A 20225-nucleotide genomic window follows, 5' to 3' on the forward strand; every position below is an offset into this window, starting at 1 on the left:
AAGGAGATACAGTTCATGTCGAAATTAGTTTTAATTCGTCACGGTCAAAGTGAATGGAACCTTTCTAACCAATTTACTGGTTGGGTTGATGTAAACCTTTCAGAAAAAGGTGTTGAAGAAGCTAAGAAGGCTGGTCGTTTAATTAAGGAACACGGTCTTGAATTTGATCAAGCTTACACTTCATTATTAACTCGTGCTATCAAGACTTTGCACTATGCACTTGAAGAAAGTGACCAACTTTGGATTCCAGAAACTAAGACTTGGAGATTAAATGAACGTCATTACGGTGCTCTTCAAGGTTTAAACAAGAAAGCTACTGCTGAAAAATATGGTGACGAACAAGTTCACATTTGGCGTCGTTCATACGATGTTTTGCCACCAGCTATTGATGATGACAACGAATTTAGTCAAGCACATGACCGTCGTTACGCAAACTTGGATCCACACATCGTTCCTAAGGCAGAAAACTTACACGTATGTCTTGACCGTGTAATGCCATTCTGGGAAGATCACATTGCTCCAGATTTACTTGACGGCAAGAACGTTATTATTGCTGCACATGGTAACTCACTTCGTGCTTTAACTAAGTACATTGAAAACATCTCAGATGATGATATCATGAACTTAGAAATGAAGACTGGTGAACCAGTTGTTTACACATTTGACGACAAGTTAGATGTTGTTAACAAGGAAAAGCTTGACGACTAATTTTTAGTTATTGAGTATTAAAGAACTCCGACGAAAGTCGGAGTTTTTTTGTTATAAAAAATTTTTTACTCTTTTGCGTAATTAAATATGTAGCAAAAATTTATAATTTATGCGCATGTGTGTATAATTATTAGCAAGGAGAGAAAAATTGGTTAAGCGAAGAGACATCATCAAGGATCTACTTAGTAAGGGAATGATAATTGATGAAGGTAAGAGAAATAATAGACACGCCCGAGTGGTAAATCCCTCAAATGGGATGAAAGCACCTTTAGCTCGCCATAGGGAAATATCATTTTTTACAGTTAAGGCACTTTATAAGGAATTAGATCTTGAGGTGCCTGATAATTTAAATAGATAATGATTGGAGAAAAGATTGATATGAAAAAAAGAATCGTAACTTATCCAGCAATTTTTAAGCCAATTGCAAAAGATGTTTACTTTATCAGTTTTCCCGACGTTAAAGGTGCTATAACAGAAGGACATGGATTGGCAGATGCTTTTGATATGGCTTCTGATGCATTAGCAACAGTTTTATTTGATGAAAAAGAATTTCCAAAAATGACTGATCCTTCAAAAATTAAGGTTAATGATGAAGGAGCTTTCGTTGCTTTGGTATCAGCTGATTTGTCAAAAGCAGCTTCTAATTTTGAAAAAACAATTCGCAAAAATGTAACAGTTCCTTTGAATCTAGCAACAGAAGCTGAAAAACATCATTTGAATTTTTCTAAAGTACTAACAGAAGCTTTGAGAAAAAAGTTAAGCTATCAGAATTAAAAAAATAAGCAAAAAGCCTCCCAAACGGGAGGCTTTTTAAGTGTGACTATTATATTTTTATATTTAAGTTTTGATTTAACTAAGAGCTAGTCTTATAATTTTTACCAACTAGCCTTACGTACACCAGGAAGTTGTCCCTTATGTGCTAGTTCTTTGAAGCGTAAACGTGACATACCAAACTTACGCATATAACCATGTGGTCTACCATCGTGTAAATCACGGTTGTGGTAGTGAGTTGGATGAGCATCAAGTGGCAGTTTCGCTAATGCTTCTACGTCACCAGCTTCTTTTAATTTGTAGTATTTTTTAATTAATTCGCGCTGCTTAGCAGCTTTAACAATTTTTGATTTTTTTGCCATATATCTTTCCTTTCGAATATAGAATTTGAATGTGATAAAGATTAACTATAATAATTTGAGCTAACTTAAAGTAAGCATATTGTATTAAATTATTAATAATTTGTCAAAAAGAAAGTATTTTAAAAAGAATTAGTTTAAAATAAGTAATGACTGATTAAAGAAGGGAAAAGAAGCCGTGGGTATTTTTAAAAGAATACTTCATAATGAAGACTTGCGACAGCTGATTATTTATGTATTAATTGGTGTGTTAGGATTAGGTGTTGATTTTGGAATTTTCGCACTCCTTACCCATTTTAAAATGCAAGTCGAAGTAGCTAATTTTATTTCATCATCTTGTGGGTTAATCAATAACTTTTTTTGGAATAGTTTTCTTAACTTTAAGGTTCACGATAAGTTGTTAATAAGATTCGTTTCTTACTATTTAGTTGGACAAATTACGACTTTATTTACTACATTATGTTTATTTATCTTCGTAACTCAGTTAGGCTTTAATCAACTAATTGTTAAGGCCGTTTCTACATTTATCGCTACCTTAATTCAATTCGTAATTAATAAGTTACTTACATTTAGAAAAATTAAAACTACTAAGTCAAAAGTAGACGTTAGAAAGTAATCAGAAAGCCTGTTAAAATATGAAAAAATTGTCAATTATTGTTCCGTGTTATAACGAAGAGGAATCTGTACCACTTTTTTATCCAGCTGTGAATAAAGTAATGGATACAATTCCAGATTTAGAGCCAGAATATTGGTTCATTAATGATGGTTCAAAAGATAATACTCTTAAGGAAATTAAAGAATTACGTAAAAAAGATCCAGAACATGTTCACTTTGTTTCATTTTCAAGAAACTTTGGTAAGGAGTCTGCGCTTTATGCTGGACTTCAAGCTGCAACTGGAGATTATGTAGTCGTAATGGACGTTGACTTACAAGATCCACCTAAGTTTTTACCACAAATGTATGATTTGATTAAGACTGGAGAATATGACTGTATTGGAACTCGTCGTGTTGACCGTACAGGGGAAGCCAAGTTTAAGTCTTTCTTAAGCGATATGTTCTATAAGGTTGTTAATAAGATTTCTGATACTGAAATTGTACCAGGTGCTCGTGACTACCGAATGATGACTCGTCAAATGGTAAATGCGGTTTTAGATATGCCTGAATACAATCGTTTTTCAAAGGGAATCTTCTCTTGGGTTGGATTTAAGACTAAGTATTTGGACTATCACAATGTTGAACGTGTAGCTGGCGAAAGTGATTGGAACACTTGGAAATTGTTCAAATATGCAATGGACGGAATTGCGGACTTTTCACAAGCACCACTTAACTTAGCTGTTTGGATTGGTACTGGATCATTTGTTTTATCAATTATTGGCTTGATCATTGTGATTATTCGCAGAGCACTCTACCCTGGTTCAAGCATCTTTGGTTGGGCTTCGATGGTATGCATTATTTTGCTGCTGGGTGGTTTGCAACTACTCTGCATTGGTATTTTAGGTAAATATATCGGCAGGGTATATATCCAAGTTAAGAATCGACCAATTTATATTATTAAAGAGAAAAAATAAACATGGCAAAAAGTTTCGGAATTATCATCTAAATTCCGAAACTTTTTTTGTGAGATTATAAATTTGAAAAGTGAGATAATCTTAACGAGGGAGAATTTTAGAATGAAAAACTTTAGTCAAAATACGTGGATAAAAATTGCTTTATCTATTCTTGAAGTTTTGGCTGCAATTTTGGTTTATGTGCCTAACTACGCAGCAGTTGATCAGGGACTTAAGGGTAGATGTGCAATTTTCTTTATTATTGCAGTGGTCTTACTCTGGCTACCAATGGAATTAAAAAGCAGTATCTTTGCTTTGAATTTCTATTATGAATTAGGATTGATTTTAATTATTGTCTTTTTAATGACTAATCAAATGGCAATGAATTTCGTTATTGGTCTAGTTATTGCTTTGCTTTTATTAACCTGGATTGGGATGGTAATTTTTAAAAATAATCTTGTAATGAAACAAAAGAATAGTGAATTGTTAATTATTAGGTTAGTGATGATGCTGGTTTTAGCCTATTTGGCCTATATCAGCGGTTTTGCGGCACTAATGGGTGCTGAAATTTTTACTGTACAAGGACAAACTTGGCTACTTATTTTAGGATTTCTACTTTGTGTATACTATCTAGTTTTAGCAGGAAGTATTTGGCAGCCTTGGTTTAGAAGATGGACTTCTTGGATCATGATTTTAGCGGCAGTTGTCCTGCACATGATCTTTGCAAGTGCAACCTCGTTAAATATTATCTTTTTGCCAATAATCGGTGAAATAATTATGCTAATTTTAGTCTGGCGTAGCAATCGGATCTTAATGAAAAAGAAAAGGATTTCATAATTGACTCTTGCCAGACAGTATTAATCCCTGATAGAATAAATTGTTTAAAAGTTTAGGGAGAGATACAAAATTATGAAATATGTTTATTTGTTTTTACCAGCAATTGGCTGGGGACTGATGCCCCTTGTTATTGCTAGTGTAAAGAATAGTACAGTTTATAATCAAATCGTTGGTACAGTTGCAGCTTCATTTATTTTTGGTGCAATTGTAATGGCAATTATGCATCCAGCAATGAGCTGGTCACTATTTTTGCTTTCTGCATTAGGTGGTGCTTGCTGGGTAATTGGTCAAGTTGGTCAATACATTTCTTATGAAAAAATTGGTGTTTCTGAAACAATGCCGATTTCAACCGGTTTACAGTTAATTGGTGTACCTCTTGTAGGTGTGCTTGCTTTTGGTGAATGGGCTAGTCCGCAAGCTAAGCTTTATGGCTTTATTGGTATTCTAGTATTAATTATTGGAGTTGTTTTAACTTCATTAACTGATCGCGGAACAAGCGAAGGTAATAAGTCTAATCAGATAAGTACAATTATTTTGCTTGTTTTAACTTCACTTGGCTACATTACTTCAAGCTCAATTCCAAAGGCTTTACATGGAAGCAGTATTTCAATCTTCTTTGGTCAAACCTTTGGTATGCTTGTAGCTGTGTTTATCTATACGCTTGTTACTAAAAATTTACATGTTTGGAAAGAAAAATCTACTGTTCAAAGTGGTGGAGCAGGCATTCTATATGCAATTGCTGCTTTAGCTTACATTCTTTCCGTTCAAGATAACGGAGTTAACATGGCCTTCGTTATTTCTCAACTTTGCGTAGTTATTTCTACTTTAGGTGGCTTGATTTTCTTACATGAAAAGAAAACTCGCAACGGTTTGATTTTTACCATTGCAGGCCTAGTTTTAATTATTGGCGGTGCAATGTTAACTACATTATTCTAGAAATGAAAAAAGGCATCCCAGAGGGATGCCTTCTTTGTATCAACTTGTCCTAATTCTTAAATATTTTTAGTATTAGAACACTTTTAATTGTATTAGAACCAAATTAAAAGTCAAGTTAAATACAATAGAGGTTTAAAAGGTATATTGTACGTAAAAATTAAATAACAAATTAAGAAATAAAGAATCCAATAATAAACTATATGTTATCGCTTACAGTTGACATATTGAGTGTGGCGTGATATTTTCAGAATAGGATCGGTCGAAATTGTTTAGGAGGACAATGGATGCTAACAATTGAAAACAACCAGTTAAAGGTTGAAATTAATGAGGTCGGTGCTCAGCTTACGCACGTAGTCGATAAGACTACTAATGCCGACTACATTTGGAATGGGAGCGAGTGGGAAAGACATGCTCCAATTCTTTTTCCGGCAATCGGAAGATCAAATGACAATAAATATATTTTAAATGGGAAAACATATGAAATGAAGCAACATGGCTTCGCTCGTGACTATCCTTGGACAGTTGTTGATAAGGGAGACGATCGAGTAAGTCTGACTTTAACTGAAAATGAAGAAACTCTAGCTGTTTATCCATTTCATTTTAGTCTGATGGTTACCTATACGCTAGAAGCTAATCAATTAAAGGTAGAATTTTTGGTTAAAAATAATTCAGAAGAAACGATGCCATTTGGACTTGGTTTTCACCCAGGCTTTAATGTGCCAATAGCTGGAGATGAATTGAAATTTTCAGATCATGAGTTAACTTTGAGCCCAGAAGTGACAGAATTAACTCAATTTCAAATTGATCCAATTCCATTTAGAAATGGTAAGGTCATTCCAGTACCTAATGCACAAAAGGGAACTTTGCCGCTATCGTATTCAGAATTTGATGATGGTTTGATCATTATTAATAATCCAGGTTTAACCGGGATTGAGTTAAGTAGTGCCAAATCAGAACATAAAATTTCTTTAACGTTGGAAGATTTCCCATATGTAGCGCTATGGACCATGACTGATCCAGAAGCTAAGTTTTTATGTATGGAACCTTTTGCTGGCTTGCCAGATATTAAGAGCAGTGAATTGACCGACTGGATGGAAAAAGAAGGCAATAACTTCCTAGCACCAGATGAAAATTCACATTTTTCAACTACAATTACTTTAGAATAAATATGAAAAGAGGGAAGCTGTGTGAAGTTTTCCTCTTTTTTTACTAATTGTTTAAGATTTGGCATAATAAAGTTTTCAGAGTGTAATTTTGCTATAATATCCTTGTTTTAAGAAAGTTTGAGAAAGAATATTATGGATAATAAGCCCAAAGAACCTGTTCTCTCAAGAGTTGAGCTGAACAAAGAAAAACATAGTAAGAAAAAGCCAATCCGTATTATTATTGCGGTTATTTTAGTGCTGGTTTTAGGACTTGGAGCCTATGCAGGATCTGTTTATTTAAAAGCTAAAAATGCCTTTGATAAAACATATGACCCAAAGACTGCTGTAAAACAAGATAGCTTTTCTGGTAAAGAACCATTCAATATTTTATTATTAGGGACAGATACGGGAGCTTTTGGTAGAAAAGAAGTTCGCGGGAACTCAGATACAATGATTTTGGTAACCGTTAATCCGGCTAAAAAGAAACTTTCTCTAATGTCGATTCCGCGTGACACCATGGCAAGAATGATTGGCACCGAAAACTTTAGCGTTCATAAGATTAATGCCGCTTATAATATTGACGGTGCCAAAATGGCAATGAAGACTACAAGTAAGGTCCTTAATGTGCCAATAAAATACTATATTTCAATGAATATGGGCGGAATGAGAAAGATTGTAGACGGCGTTGGTGGCGTTACAGTGACGCCGCCTCTTACCTTTACTTACGATGGCTACACCTTTACCAAAGGTAAAAAGGTACACTTAAATGGTAGTCAAGCCTTAGCTTACTCTCGAATGCGCTATGACGATCCTCGCGGAGACTATGGTAGACAATTACGGCAGCGTGAAGTAATTATGTCCGTTTTAGAACATGCAATGTCATTTAGTACGCTAAAGAATTTAGATTCAATCTTAGGCTCTGTTTCAACTAGTTTGAGAACTAACTTAACTTTTGATTCAATGGTCAAAATTAGTAAAAACTACCGTAAATGTACTCAAAACATGTCTAGCGACTATTTGCATGGAGTAGGAGCAATGATTGGAGATGCTTCATATCAAGTAATGTCTGATAGAGAATTGCAACGAACATCTAATATTGTGAGAAATGATCTTGGTTTAGATTCAATGAATATTGATAATAATGAAACTTATCAAAATTCAATGAATTCTCAATTTGATTGGACCAGTGGTGATTCTAATCAGGTATACTACATATATGATCCTTATACGGATGAATTATGGAACGGAGATCGTGCTTATTAATGAATGAATTAATTTCACTAGTAATAGGATATTTCCTCGGAAATATCCTTTTTGCTATGATTGTCGCAAAAATATTTTTACATAAAGATCCGACTAAATATGGCTCAGGTAATCCTGGTACAGCTAATATTGGTGCAGTTTTTGGTAAAAAATGGGGTATTCTCACTTGTATTGGAGACTTAGCTAAAACTTTGGCAGCGTTATTAATTGTCTACTTTCTTTATCATGGTAATCGCTTAGATTTATCTTTTGCTGGTATTGGAGTCGTCTTAGGGCATTCATTTCCGTTCTGGAATCACTTCAAGGGTGGTAAAGGAGTGGCAGTTACTGCATTGTGGATTGTCTTTTTTGACTGGCGAGCTGGTTTGATTGCTTTATTAATTGGCTTGTTTTTAGTGATTATTATGAAAAATCTTACTATTCCGCCACTTGTATATATGTTGGGGTTCAGTATTTTTACTTGGCTTAACTTTGGCTGGGAACAAGGATTAATCTTTTTAATTGCTACTTTAATCATGATTTTTCAATTTAGAAAAGATATTGTCGACTTCTTTACTGGACACGGTAAGCGAGTAGATGTTTTGGTAACAATTAAGAAAAAGTTAGGGATATACAAATGAAATCAGCTTTAAGAAAAACAATCCAGTGGATCTTACTTTTGTGTTTGTTGCTGGGAATATTAATTCAAACCTTAGGCTTTTGGAATTATAATCCAACGTCAGTTTCTACTAAAACGCGAATTGGCATGGTAATTAGCTTAATTCAATTGATAGTGGTTGTCTGGTATGGGATGAGTTACGGCAATAAGGAGTATAGCTTTAAAGAGGCAGTTAAGAACTGGCTTGAAGGCGTTGTTACTCTTATTATTTTCTATTTAGTATTTGTCATTTCGTTGCCGCAGTTTTTCTCAGCTTGGAATTTATGGGGAATCTTTTTCCCAGTTTTAACTAGTACATCAGCTTTATTTAGCGGAATTATAATTTCTTTATTCTTTCAACCATTTATTTTTAGATTACAAGAGAAATTAAATACTAAGCAAAATGTGTTGCTGCTGACAGCCATTACAGTTTTGATTTTTGCCTTAAGTGCAGGAAATTCGCTTTTAACTAGTTATAGTATTTTTGGCCTTTACTTAGCTGTACCTTTTGCCTGGGGAATGCTTATTTCAAAGATTAAGGCATCTAAGAAAGTAGTTCTTGGCTTAGTAGTAGCAACGATTATTTTGCTACCAGCAGTTTATTATCTTACGATTAAATTAATGCCGATTCAGACGCCGCAAGGATTCATCTTTTCTCAGATGAATATGTCTTGGAATACTAGTCTTTTAATGGCGCCATCATCACCGTTGATGATTTTATTTGTCGTTGCTGGAGCATTATTATTTAGAAGTTCAATGCTTGGAGTATCTCACAGATTATTTTCAATTCTAATTCCAGCAATTATCTTTGGCACTACTTCTTATGGGATGAGTTTGTGGAAGGAAAAATTGCAACTTTTGCTTGCACCTGTAAGTAAGAAAGTTACTGTTTTATTGATTCTTTCTTTATTAGTTGCAAGTTTCATTATTAATTTTGTTTTTGTTAAATTTTTCCTTTCAAATAAGCGCGTTCAGAAATTTTTGAATAAATTTGATGAAAATAATCTGGATGGCCTTATTAAACTTTTAGAAGCGGGAGTAGACTTTTTAAAGCGACACTCTAAATCAATTATCTTATTTGCATTCCTGATGTTCTTAAGTGTCATTGGCTTTTATACTGTTCGAGACATTCAATCTGCAAGTGACTTTTGGGCTGCTCTAGTCTTTATTTTTACTAGCAAATTTGGCACCTTAGTTTTATCGTCGATTTTCTTATTTGCAATTTATGAGATCTTCTATGTAATCACTACTAGGTTCTGGGTATCCGCAAGTATTCCAACTGTTTTGGCTTTAGGAATTGCAATTGCAGATGGAATTAAGATGGATTTAAGAGAAGAGCCAGTTTATCCAAATGAAATTAGTGAGATCGTTAATTGGAAGACGCTGATTCCAATGATTGGTGTGCAAACCTTAATTTATATTTTATTAGGTATTGCACTCTTAGTCGCTGTTATTGTCTATCTTGAATTAAAGCATCCATGTAATTTGAAGAGAAAGAAAAAGAGTTGGCTTGTTTTAATTGGTAGTCTCTTAATTTTGATTACACCGGTGTGGTTTAATGATGAAAATTCAGCGATTTACTATATTTCAAAGGGGTTTGATAATAATCCTGACTTTAGAAATCCACCGGATAGTACAGCTAATAACGGTGCTGTCTTAACTTTCTTAGATTTCATCAAAGTGCCAATTATGGAAAAAGTTGATGGTTATTCTGAACATGCCATCAAGCAAATTACTAAAAAGTATGAAAAAGAAGCTATTGCTATTAATAAGACTAGAAAGAACAAGTTATCCGATCAAACAATTGTCTTTAATCTTAGTGAAAGCTTTGTAGATCCAAAAGAATTCCCAGGAGTCAAAATTTCTGATAATGTTAGAGATCCGATGAAGTATATCCGTAGCTTAATGTCGCAAACGACTTCTGGCAAGATGCTTAGTGCTGGATATGGTGGTGGAACTGGAAATATGGAATATGAGTCCTTGACTGGATTTAATATGGGAAACTTCTTGAGTGCTCTTACTCCATATACTCAGGTAACTTCACGTTATAATTTTTATCCAACAATTGGGATGAATTTCCCTTATAGTAGTGCAATTCATCCGTTTAATGGTACTTATTATGGCCGAATTGATAATTATCGCCGGTTTAAATTTAATAAGTTTGCTTATTTAGGCTCTAAATATAAGATCTATGATAAAAAGTCGCTTGGAACGAGTCCATATCTTTCTGATGAGACGGCTTACCAGAATGGCTTGAGACAAATTAAGAGTAGAAAAAATGGTCAATTTATTAACTTGATCTCAATGCAAAACCATATGCCATATGGTGATTATTATTCACCAAATGAATATAAGGATAATGTCAGTGGCTCTTCTCTTGCAGATGATAATGTTAAGACTAGCTTTGCGGCATATACAAAGGGTGTTGAATATACTGATAAGGCAGTGAAGAAGTTTATTAAAGAAATCGATGAAATTAATAAGCCAATCACGCTTGTCTTTTATGGCGATCATTATCCATCAATTATTGATCAATCGTTATTATCTAAGTATCCAATTAAAATGCATTCTACTACTTACTTTATTTATTCAAATAAGTACGCTCGTGAGCATGGTGCTAAGAATAAAATTGTTCCAGATAAGTATATTGCAACGAGTTCCTTTATTCCGATGGCTTTAGAGCAAACGAATTCTAAAGTTACAGCTTACCAAGCATTACTTACTCGGATCTACAAGGATCTTCCTGCAATGACAATTAACTATAGTAGCAGTGATGGTTTTGAACTAGTTGATCAAAACGGAAAGAAAGTTTCTGAAAAGAAGTTAACTAAGAAACAAAAAGAATTATTGAAGGACTATCAATTGATTCAATATGATATGTCAGCGGGTAAGGGATACACTTTGGACGTTAAAAGCTTTTATAAATAAGCAGTTGACTAAATAACTATTCTCCCTTATTATCATAGGTAAATAAAAAGTAGCAGCTTAATTCAGTGTCCAGAGAACTAGCGGTTGGTGTGAGCTAGACAGGTTGAGTTTGCGAATTACAATAATGGGGTTGTTCCCTTATCAACTGTTTTAAGGCGCATTAAGCGCAAACGTGGGTGGTACCACGGCTAATGAAGTAATTTAGTCGTCCCTAGATTTCGAGAGAAGTCTAGGGACGTTTTTTGTTAGGAGAAATTATTATGGCAAAATTTGACATTTTAGAAGATTTAAAATGGCGCGGTGCTATTAACCAAGAAACCGATGAGGAAGGTTTACGCAAGTACTTAGCAGAGCATGATGATTTAGCTCTTTACTGCGGAACTGATCCAACTGGTGATTCCCTTCATATTGGACACTTAATTCCATTTATGATTTTAAAAAGATTCCAAATGGCTGGCTACCACCCAGTAATTTTGATTGGTGGAGGAACTGGTTCAATTGGTGACCCATCAGGTAGAAAGACCGAACGTGTTCTTCAAACTGCTGAACAAGTTAAGCATAATGAGGAAAAGTTGACTGCTCAAATGAAAAAGTTATTCGGTACGGAAAACTTTGAAATTAAAAACAATGCTGATTGGCTTGGAAAGCTTAATTTGATTGACTTCTTACGTGACTACGGTAAGTTCTTCCAAGTTAACAACATGATTAATAAGGACGTTGTTGCTAGTCGTTTGGAAAATGGTATTTCATTTACTGAATTTTCGTACCAAATTTTACAAGCTATTGATTTCTACCACTTAAACAAAGATAATGGCGTTCAACTCCAAATTGGTGGTTCTGATCAATGGGGGAACATTACTGCTGGTATTGATTTAATCCACAAGCTTGAAGGTGCAGATCGTCCAGCATTTGGTTTAACTATTCCATTGATGCTTAAGGCTGATGGTACTAAGTTCGGTAAATCTGCTGGTGGTGCTGTGTGGCTTGATCCTGAAAAGACCAGTCCTTACGAATTCTACCAATTCTGGATTAACCAAGATGATCGGGACGTTGTTAAGTACCTTAAATACTTTACTTTCTTATCTCGTGAAGAAATTGAAGACTTAGCCGAAAAGACTGAAAAAGAACCTTGGAAGCGTGCAGCTCAAAAGAGATTAGCAGAAGAAGTAACTAAGTTTGTTCATGGTGAAGAAGGCTTAAAAGAAGCTCAAATGATTACTGAAGCATTATTCTCAGGTAACGTTAAGAGTTTGTCTGTACCTCAAATTGAACAAGCTTTGAAGAATGCACCGAGTGCTGAAGCAACTCATGAAGCTAAGAATATTGTTGAATTCTTGGTTGAAACTAAGATTGAACCATCTAAGCGTCAAGCACGTGAAGATGTTAAGAACGGTGCTATTTACGTAAATGGTGAACGTCAAAATGATATTGACTTCATTATTGAACCTGACAATGATTTTGATGGTAAGTACGTAATTATCCGTAAGGGTAAGAGAAAATACACTCTAGTTAAAATTAAATAGTTAGTAAAAAAAGAAGACGAGGGATGGCTAGAAAGCATTCCTCGTCTTTTTTGTTATAATTAAACTGTGTATGCCGTTTTAGCTCAGGAGGTAGAGCACCGCCGTGGTAAGGAGGAGGTCCCCAGTTCAAATCTGGGAAACGGCTTAGTTATTAAATAAGCTTAGGCTAGCAGAAGCTTTTTTGATGGATGATGCATTAAGGGATGGTCAAAACGACTGTCCCTTTTTATAATGGAGATAAAATATTGTAATTTATGAAAGAAGAATAGACATGACACATGAACTTACACTAGAAGAAATTGAAAAATTTCAACAAGATTATCAACAAAACAAACAAAATAAGATCGCTGAATTAGCTGTTGTGAATAACGGCGTGCAAAAGGCAAGTTTCAATAGTGAGGGAATCCGCGATTTAAACCGGACTTTCTCAATTGAAATTCCAACTGATAACGTGACTGATCAAAAACAATCAGGTCGTTGCTGGTTGTTTGCGGCATTGAACGTTTTACGTCACAAGTTCGCTAAGCAGTATCATGCAAAGAACTTTACTTTTTCACAAAGCTATCTCTTTTTCTGGGATCGAATCGAAAGAGCAAATATTTTCTTCAATCATATCTTAGAAACTGCGGATAAACCTGTGGATGATCGAACTGTGCATTTTTATTTGCAAGCTCCAGATACTGATGGTGGACAATGGCATATGGCTATCTCCTTGATTAGAAAATATGGCTTAGTGCCAACTTATGCACAAGATGAAAGTTTTACTGCTAACAATACAGCAGCGTTTAATCAAGCCTTGAACATGAAGTTACGTGAAGATGGACTAGTTTTACGTAAACTTGCTCAAGAAGGAAAAGAAGCTGAAATTGAGCAAAAACGCCAAGAATTTTTAAGTGAAGTTTACCGTATGGCTGTGATCGCTTTTGGACAACCTGTGCATAAGTTTGATTTAGAATTTAAAGATGATGATGGTAATTACAAGTTAGATCAAAATCTTACCCCACTAGACTTTTTCCACAATTATTTTGAAGATGATTTGGATGACTACGTTGTTCTCTTTAATGCACCAGATCATGAATATGACAAGCTTTATGCTTTTCCATTTGAAGATAATGTTGAAGGCGGTAGTCCAATTAGATTTTTGAATACGAAGATTGAAAATCTTAAGGAAGCAGCTATTAAGCAATTAAAAGATGGTGAAACGATCTGGTTTGGTTGTGATGTAGGCAAGCAAAGCGACCGTCAAAAGGGAATTTTAGCTGCTGATTTATATGAAACAGATACTGTTTTTAATATTGAAACTAAATTAAGTAAGAAAGAGCGTCTTGAAACTGGTGCTAGTGGCTCTACTCATGCAATGACCTTGGTTGGTGTAGATGTAGTTGATGGTAAGCCTCGTCAGTGGAAGGTTGAAAATTCTTGGGGAACCAAAGTTGGTGAAAAAGGCTACTTTGTAATGGACGATAAGTGGTTTGACGAATACCTCTTTAAGGTTGTAGTGAAGAAGCAATACTTACCTGAAAAATTAGTAAAGATTGCTGAAGGAGAAGCTACTCCAGTTCCTTGCTGGGATTCAATGGCTTAATTTTGGTGATAAACAGATGGATATTGAATTAGTTAAGCAGTTTACCCAAGATCATTTAAAAGGTGAAAAAACAGGACATGACTACTATCATGGACAACGAGTAGCAAACTTAGCTACAAAAATGTATTTAAGTGATTATCCCGATGCGCATGCAGATAGCCGAGTTGTTGCTATTATTCAGACCGGTAGTTACTTACACGATACAATTGATGAGAAAATTTGCGATGACCCAAGTAAGGTAGTTGCAGAAATTAAAGAGTTACTACCTAAAGTTGGATTTACTGAGTTAGAAGCACAAGATATTTTATTTACGATTCAGCACATGTCTTTTTCTGCAAATATTGAACATCACTACAAGTTACCCTTGAGTGGACAATATGTGCAAGATGCAGATCGAATTGAAAGTTTAGGTGCAATCGGAATCGCACGAGCATTTACTTATGGCGGAAAGCATGGAAATAAGATCTATGATCCAGAGATTAAGCCTGAAAAGTTAGTAAGTCATGACCAATATCGTAACCATGTTGAGACAACGATTAATCACTTCTATGAAAAATTATTTGATTTAGAGGGATTGATGAATACTCCTGCTGCTAAGAAAGAAGCACATCGAAGAACTGAATATATGCGTGAATTCGTTCAAGAATTTATGGATGAATGGAATGTGTAAGATAATAAAGCTAGCTAATCTTTTGGCTAGCTTTATTATTCACTTAATTAAGGGGATGAAGTCATGTCTTATATTGCAGATTATACTAATAGTTATGACATTCGTGGACAACGAATTACAATTACTGCGCCTGCTCGTTTTGACGAGAATACTGGTAAGGTAATTGCTGACTTAGAACTTGATGATCATGCAGCAAAATTAGCTTTGGAAAAGTATCGGAGAAAGTTTGGCATTATTTCACCAACTGATCTTAAAAATTTACGACATCATTGGAATTTTAGTAAAGAAAAATTTGCTGAAGTTTTGGGATGGAATGTGGCAACAATAGCTCTTTATGAAGCCGGAGCTGTGCCATCGATTAGTGATAATCGTTTACTAAAGATTTTAATTAAAAATCCCAAACTTATGGAAAAGTTTATTGAAGATAGTGAAAAAGAAGAATTATAAAAGGGCTCTGTGTCTATAGCGACGCAAATCCCTTTTTATCAATATATTTTATTTTCACTAAGCAAGTGAATCCCAAGCTGGAAGTGGAGTAGGCTTGCTTTCTGCAAGTTTCTTTTGATCGTCAGTTAAGAATTCTTTTCTAACAACTACTTCATAAACAAACTCATCAAACCATTTATCACTCATTGTGAAGTAACCCTTACGGCCTGACTTTTCACTCCATGAGTTTTCAACTTTCCACTTACGGATTTCGCCTTTGTCTAAGTCGACACCAACTAAGGTCATTGCGTGACTAACTTCACCTTCGCCAGTAGCTAATCTTTCAGCCTTAGTCATGTAAGTATCAACGTCAAATAATTCGTCGGTCTTGTATAACTCAGTATCTAAATAACCAGTCTTGCGGTCCATTTCTTTTAAGACATCATTACCAAACCAAACGCTTTCGCCATCCTTAAGTTGCTTGATTGCAGCTTCTTTTAAGTATTCGATTGGTACATTCAAGAAAGTAATTGGAAGTCCGCCATTAACGTTATCTTCGAATGGAAGTGAGTAAAGCTTGCCATATTCGTGGTCAGGTGCATTAGTCAAGCAAACGTAGTCATCGAAGTTAACATCCCAATACTTGTTGAAGAATTCAACTGGAGTTAAGTTCTTATCTAAGTGCAATTTTTTATCGTCGTCGCGATACTCTAAGTCAAATGTCTTAGGAGGCTCGCCAACAGCAATCGCAGTCATACGGTAGATTTCACTTAAGAATTCTTTGCGCTTCTTTTCAACTTCTTCAGTTTTGCCTGCTTGAACTAATTTACGTAAAACTAAGGCATCTTTTCTTTCCTTACGAGCTAAAGCATCAGCTAAGCCAGCAGTGTGATTGGTATTAAAACTTTCAGGCATTGCATTAGTTGGGACAACACCGTACTTCTTAACTAGTGAAGCAGCCATTGCCCATTGACCACCATCTGAACCGGCAAAATTCATATATGCTTTAACAGTACGATCATCTAATGGCTTATCAGCAGAATCAATGATTGCGTCGTAGAAGATATTTGCACGTTCAATTTTATCCCAGAAGAAGTTATATGCTTGAGATAAAGTGAAGTTCTTAGCCTTATACTTTTTACCAAAGTCATGACGTAAGGTGTTTAAAGTAGCAAATAACCAGCAACGTCCTGATTGCATTTGGTTAGTAACATTATCAGTTTCCACTTCAACAGAGAAAACATCATTTAAGCGGTTAGTAACTGTTGGGTTAAATGAAGCTTCTAAAACACCGGAACGCATTGCTGCGCGAGAAACAACTTCATTGCGTGAATTATCAAAGTCATTACGGAATTGATCAATTTCTTGTAGGGTTAATTCATGAGACATGTAATTTTACACTCCTTTAATTTTTTTATCATGTTTTTCATTATCTTTACTATACAGCAAATGACGACTTAATACACTAATTTTGTTGAATGAAAGTAGCTTTCATAAGTATGACAAGGGACAATATGAAGTATAATATTGATAATAATATCGGAGGTAAGAACTATGAAAAAGAATATTTTTGTATCAGGAATTACCCTAATGACAATGCTTCTTGCTGTAGGTTGCAGCAATAGTGCCAATCAATCTAGTACTAATAACGAAGCAAAAAGCAGTAAGACAAGTCACAAGAAGAGTCATAAGGCTAAGAAACACACTACTAAGAAAGATAAGACTGATGTAGATACTGATGATTCAGAAACTACTAATTCTGATAAGAAGAGCGATAAGAGTAGTGAAAATTCAAGTAATACTACCAGCAAAAAGACTAATAAGAACAAATCAACTGACTCTAACAATTCTTCTGATTCAACTGGATCAACTAATTCGAACAATGCATCAAATTCAGCTGCATCTAACACCCAAACTAATGGTAATAGTCAAAATGCATCATCATCTCATAATGCTTCAGATGCCATGTTTAACAAGATGGTTTCTGACACAATTAAAGAGCATGGTTATTCAAGTAATTATGGTCCAGACAACTTTACCTTAATTGATGGTGGCAATGGTCAATACTCTTTAGCTGAAAAGTCAACTGGAACAATTGTTGGTCATTATTCAGTCAAGAATGGTGAACTTTACAAGCAAGACATTCTTACCGGAAACGATGTTAAGGTTAAATAATGGTTTACTATCAAAAAATGACGCCAGAAGGCTATCAAGAAATTAAAGACGAGATAGCCCGTTTAAAAAAAGATCGACCACGTAGAATTAAAATTTTGCAAGAAGCTCGTAGTATGGGAGACTTGTCAGAAAATTCAGAATATACGACTGCTAAGATGGAATTAGGGCATTTGCAGAGTCGACTGCGTTATCTAGATAAACAATTAAGATATTCAGAAATTATTCAAAAAGATAAAAGTGGCACAATTGATTTAGGTTCAAATGTAAAACTGCTTTTTGAAGGTGATGATGATGCGGAAGAATACCGGATTGTTGGTAGAATGGAAGCAGACCTGGCTAAAGGAAAAATATCTTTTGATTCTCCTTTAGGACAGGCCTTAATGAAGCAAAAAGCTGGTGCAACAGTAACTGTTGAAGCACCAGCTGGAAGTTATGATGTAAAAATTATTGCAGTAAATTAAAAAGCACCTCGCTTTGCGGGATGCCTTTTTTGTAAGCAATCAAATTTATTCAATTGTGATTGTGTTTTCTTTGTCTTCTTCAGTTAATTTTGGCAAGGTAATGGTTAAAACGCCGTCGATGTCCTTAGCAGAAATTTCTTTAGAATCAACATCAGGAATACGATAGCTTCTTTGAATGTGACCAACGCTTCTTTCACGGTGAATAAGGTTGCCATTCTTGTCATCTAAGTTGTCAAATGAGTCGCGGCTACCTGAAACATTCAAGATGCCATCTTTATAAGAAACTTTAATGTCTTTCCTATCCATTCCTGGCATGTCGACTTTAACGATATAGTCCTTGTCTGTTTCAGCTACATCAGATTGCATAATGTTCTTAATTGAACTATCGTCAAAAAAGTCTTTTGGAAAACTAAACCAATCGCTTAATTGATCCATCATATTATCATTGTTACGATTCTTCATCATTTCGTTTGCCATAATAAAACTTCCTTCCATTACGCTCTCTACACTTTCTATTGTAGTAGGTCAGAATAGAATGTAAAATATTTAGCACTCTAATTGACAAAGTGCTAATTTTAGCACAAAAAAATAGGATTTAGAGTAATTCTAGATCCTATTTTTCATGATTAGTCTAAGTCTTTGCCGTTAGATTCAATAACTTTCTTGTACCAGTCAAAGGAATCTTTCTTTGAACGCTCAAGTGTTCCTTCACCCTTGTCATTTTTATCAACGTAAATAAAGCCATAACGCTTGTCCATTTGACCAGTTCCAGCTGATACTAAGTCAATGCATCCCCAAGGAAGATAACCCATCAAGTCAACACCATCTAAAACGACAGCCTTTTCCATTTGTTCAATGTGCTTTCTTAAGTAATCGATTCTATATGGGTCATGAACTGAGCCATCAGCTTCGCGTTTGTCATAAGCACCAAGACCATTTTCAACAATAAAGAGTGGCTTGTGGTAGCGATCAGTTAAGTGGTTAAGAGAAATTCTTAAACCTTCTGGATCGATTTCCCAACCCCAGTCACTACGTTGCAATGTAGGATTTTCAACAATTGCTTCTTGTAAGTCAGTTAACTCATCAGGTTTAACTTTCTTACTTGAGACAGTAGTTGATTGGTAGTATGAAAAGCCAACGTAATCAACAGTACCTTCCTTTAAGGCAATCTTATCTTCTTCAGTAATATCTGGACGGTAGCCATTTCTTTCAATGTAGTCTTCAACTGCATTTGGATATTCACCATTAACGTGAACGTCAGAGAAGAAGTCACGTCTTTGTTCAAACTTATCAGCAAGTAAGACATCGTCTGAAGATGGAGTTAAAGGCCGAACAGGTGAGTAATTAATCATACAGCCAATTTGGAAGTCTGGATTAATCTTGTGTCCTTCTTTAACTGCTAAAGCAGAAGCAACTAATTCATAGTGAGCTGCTTGATACATTGCTGCTTCTTTTTCTTTATCGCCCATTCCATTCTTGAATAAAATTCCGGAGTTAGTTGCCATCAAGAAGTCATTGTTAAAACTAGATTGGTTGTCAATTTCGTTAAAGGTCATCCAGTACTTAACCTTGTTCTTGTAACGCTTGAAGCATACGCGAGCAAAGCGAACAAAGTAGTCAATTAATTTACGATTAGTGAAACCGCCATATTCTTTAACTAAGTGATAAGGAATTTCAAAGTGAGAAAGAGTGATTACAGGTTCAATACCGTATTTGTGGCATTCGTCAAATAAGTCATCATAGAATTTAAGACCTGCTTCATTAGGTTCTTTTTCGTCGCCCTTAGGAAAAATTCTAGTCCAAGCAATTGAAGTACGAAAAGCTTTAAACCCCATTTCAGCCATTAATTTGATATCGCCCTTGTAATGGTGGTAAAAATCAATAGCATCATGGTTAGGGTAGTTCTTACCAGGGATGACGCCATCTGTGATTTCACGTGGTTTAGTTGCGGATCCTACAGTCATTACATCGGCAACTGACATTCCTTTCCCGTCTTCATTCCATGCACCTTCAAGTTGGTGGGCAGCAACAGCGCCGCCCCATAAAAAGCCTTTTGGCATAGTGTATCCAGTCATATTCAATACATCCTTTCTAAAGTAAGCGTTTTCGAAGTTCATTCTACAAATTAAAAACTCGCTTGTAAAGTTAAAAAGTATAGAATTTTATTTTTATAATAAAACAGTTTTTATTGTTGCAACCGTTTTCAATTAGTAGTATTATACAGGTGTTGTCTGAATTGTTCGGGAACAATATT

General features: G+C 35.1%; 21 protein-coding genes and 1 tRNA gene. 18 read left to right on the plus strand and 4 right to left on the minus strand.

Features of this window, described 5'->3' with window-relative positions; all coding sequences use genetic code 11:
* The first annotated feature begins 15 nt into the window (after positions 1 to 15).
* The 3 genes from AB5359_RS06045 to AB5359_RS06055 all read left to right on the plus strand — a co-directional run bounded on the left by AB5359_RS06045 (position 16) and on the right by AB5359_RS06055 (position 1482).
* Positions 16 to 708 (plus strand): 2,3-diphosphoglycerate-dependent phosphoglycerate mutase, encoded by a 693-nt coding sequence (locus AB5359_RS06045; protein ID WP_003650693.1) that lies wholly within the window; start codon positions 16 to 18, stop codon positions 706 to 708.
* Positions 709 to 856: 148 nt separating this feature from the next.
* Positions 857 to 1066, plus strand: a complete 210-nt coding sequence (locus tag AB5359_RS06050; protein ID WP_048687194.1) for a hypothetical protein — start codon at positions 857 to 859, stop codon at positions 1064 to 1066.
* Between the two features lie 20 nt (positions 1067 to 1086).
* On the plus strand, positions 1087 to 1482 hold the full coding sequence (locus tag AB5359_RS06055) for a type II toxin-antitoxin system HicB family antitoxin (protein WP_024273004.1): 396 nt from the start codon (positions 1087 to 1089) through the stop codon (positions 1480 to 1482).
* A 101-nt stretch (positions 1483 to 1583) separates the two neighbouring features.
* Here the strand turns inward: AB5359_RS06055 and rpsN are convergent, their stop codons facing one another.
* Positions 1584 to 1841: a 30S ribosomal protein S14 gene (gene rpsN / locus AB5359_RS06060; protein ID WP_048687191.1), complete on the minus strand. Its 258-nt coding sequence runs from the start codon at positions 1839 to 1841 to the stop codon at positions 1584 to 1586.
* A gap of 175 nt (positions 1842 to 2016) precedes the next feature.
* Between rpsN and AB5359_RS06065 the strand changes: the two genes are divergently transcribed.
* From AB5359_RS06065 to AB5359_RS06125, 13 genes are all read left to right on the plus strand, one after another.
* Positions 2017 to 2454 (plus strand): GtrA family protein, encoded by a 438-nt coding sequence (locus AB5359_RS06065; RefSeq protein WP_048687189.1) that lies wholly within the window; start codon positions 2017 to 2019, stop codon positions 2452 to 2454.
* A 19-nt stretch (positions 2455 to 2473) separates the two neighbouring features.
* Positions 2474 to 3406, plus strand: a complete 933-nt coding sequence (locus AB5359_RS06070; protein WP_003647925.1) for a glycosyltransferase family 2 protein — start codon at positions 2474 to 2476, stop codon at positions 3404 to 3406.
* Between the two features lie 102 nt (positions 3407 to 3508).
* Positions 3509 to 4222: a hypothetical protein gene (locus AB5359_RS06075; RefSeq protein ID WP_368279834.1), complete on the plus strand. Its 714-nt coding sequence runs from the start codon at positions 3509 to 3511 to the stop codon at positions 4220 to 4222.
* Positions 4223 to 4294: 72 nt separating this feature from the next.
* A complete protein-coding gene (locus AB5359_RS06080) occupies positions 4295 to 5158 on the plus strand; it encodes a GRP family sugar transporter (RefSeq protein ID WP_003649565.1) in 864 nt (287 codons plus the stop codon).
* A 284-nt stretch (positions 5159 to 5442) separates the two neighbouring features.
* The gene (locus AB5359_RS06085; RefSeq protein WP_020806599.1) at positions 5443 to 6324 is read left to right on the plus strand and encodes an aldose 1-epimerase family protein; all 882 of its coding nucleotides are present in this window, start codon (positions 5443 to 5445) and stop codon (positions 6322 to 6324) included.
* Between the two features lie 132 nt (positions 6325 to 6456).
* Positions 6457 to 7566: an LCP family protein gene (locus AB5359_RS06090; protein ID WP_020806598.1), complete on the plus strand. Its 1110-nt coding sequence runs from the start codon at positions 6457 to 6459 to the stop codon at positions 7564 to 7566.
* On the plus strand, positions 7566 to 8186 hold the full coding sequence (locus tag AB5359_RS06095) for a glycerol-3-phosphate acyltransferase (RefSeq protein WP_003649562.1): 621 nt from the start codon (positions 7566 to 7568) through the stop codon (positions 8184 to 8186). The genes AB5359_RS06090 and AB5359_RS06095 overlap by 1 nt, the downstream gene beginning before the upstream one ends.
* Positions 8183 to 11131, plus strand: coding sequence for an alkaline phosphatase family protein (locus AB5359_RS06100; protein ID WP_048687187.1), 2949 nt, complete (start codon positions 8183 to 8185; stop codon positions 11129 to 11131). The genes AB5359_RS06095 and AB5359_RS06100 overlap by 4 nt, the downstream gene beginning before the upstream one ends.
* 260 nt (positions 11132 to 11391) lie before the next feature.
* Positions 11392 to 12654: a tyrosine--tRNA ligase gene (tyrS, locus tag AB5359_RS06105; protein ID WP_048687184.1), complete on the plus strand. Its 1263-nt coding sequence runs from the start codon at positions 11392 to 11394 to the stop codon at positions 12652 to 12654.
* A gap of 72 nt (positions 12655 to 12726) precedes the next feature.
* Positions 12727 to 12799 (plus strand) — tRNA-Thr (locus tag AB5359_RS06110).
* 126 nt (positions 12800 to 12925) lie between these two features.
* On the plus strand, positions 12926 to 14239 hold the full coding sequence (locus AB5359_RS06115) for a C1 family peptidase (protein ID WP_048687181.1): 1314 nt from the start codon (positions 12926 to 12928) through the stop codon (positions 14237 to 14239).
* Between the two features lie 16 nt (positions 14240 to 14255).
* Positions 14256 to 14909, plus strand: a complete 654-nt coding sequence (locus tag AB5359_RS06120; RefSeq protein WP_003649558.1) for an HD domain-containing protein — start codon at positions 14256 to 14258, stop codon at positions 14907 to 14909.
* A 63-nt stretch (positions 14910 to 14972) separates the two neighbouring features.
* Entirely contained in the window at positions 14973 to 15356 is a 384-nt protein-coding gene (locus tag AB5359_RS06125; protein WP_003649557.1) for a transcriptional regulator, read from the plus strand.
* Between the two features lie 57 nt (positions 15357 to 15413).
* Here the strand turns inward: AB5359_RS06125 and AB5359_RS06130 are convergent, their stop codons facing one another.
* On the minus strand, positions 15414 to 16724 hold the full coding sequence (locus AB5359_RS06130) for a C1 family peptidase (protein ID WP_020806594.1): 1311 nt from the start codon (positions 16722 to 16724) through the stop codon (positions 15414 to 15416).
* Between the two features lie 165 nt (positions 16725 to 16889).
* On the opposite strand from AB5359_RS06130, the gene AB5359_RS06135 reads away from it, so the two are divergent.
* Both AB5359_RS06135 and greA read left to right on the plus strand, forming a co-directional pair.
* On the plus strand, positions 16890 to 17510 hold the full coding sequence (locus AB5359_RS06135) for a hypothetical protein (protein ID WP_020806593.1): 621 nt from the start codon (positions 16890 to 16892) through the stop codon (positions 17508 to 17510).
* Positions 17510 to 17971, plus strand: a complete 462-nt coding sequence (greA, locus tag AB5359_RS06140) for a transcription elongation factor GreA (protein ID WP_020806592.1) — start codon at positions 17510 to 17512, stop codon at positions 17969 to 17971. The genes AB5359_RS06135 and greA overlap by 1 nt, the downstream gene beginning before the upstream one ends.
* Positions 17972 to 18016: 45 nt before the next feature.
* Here greA and AB5359_RS06145 read toward each other — a convergent pair whose 3' ends face one another.
* Together AB5359_RS06145 and AB5359_RS06150 are read right to left on the minus strand one after the other, a co-directional pair.
* Positions 18017 to 18448, minus strand: a complete 432-nt coding sequence (locus AB5359_RS06145; RefSeq protein WP_368287203.1) for an Hsp20/alpha crystallin family protein — start codon at positions 18446 to 18448, stop codon at positions 18017 to 18019.
* Positions 18449 to 18597: 149 nt separating this feature from the next.
* Entirely contained in the window at positions 18598 to 20046 is a 1449-nt protein-coding gene (locus tag AB5359_RS06150) for a 6-phospho-beta-glucosidase (RefSeq protein WP_021314878.1), read from the minus strand.
* Positions 20047 to 20225 lie beyond the last annotated feature (179 nt).

Origin of the sequence: Lactobacillus sp. RTP31084st1_F9_RTP31084_210423 (assembly GCF_040919545.1) — a bacterium.
Taxonomy (GTDB): Bacteria; Bacillota; Bacilli; order Lactobacillales; family Lactobacillaceae; genus Lactobacillus; species Lactobacillus paragasseri.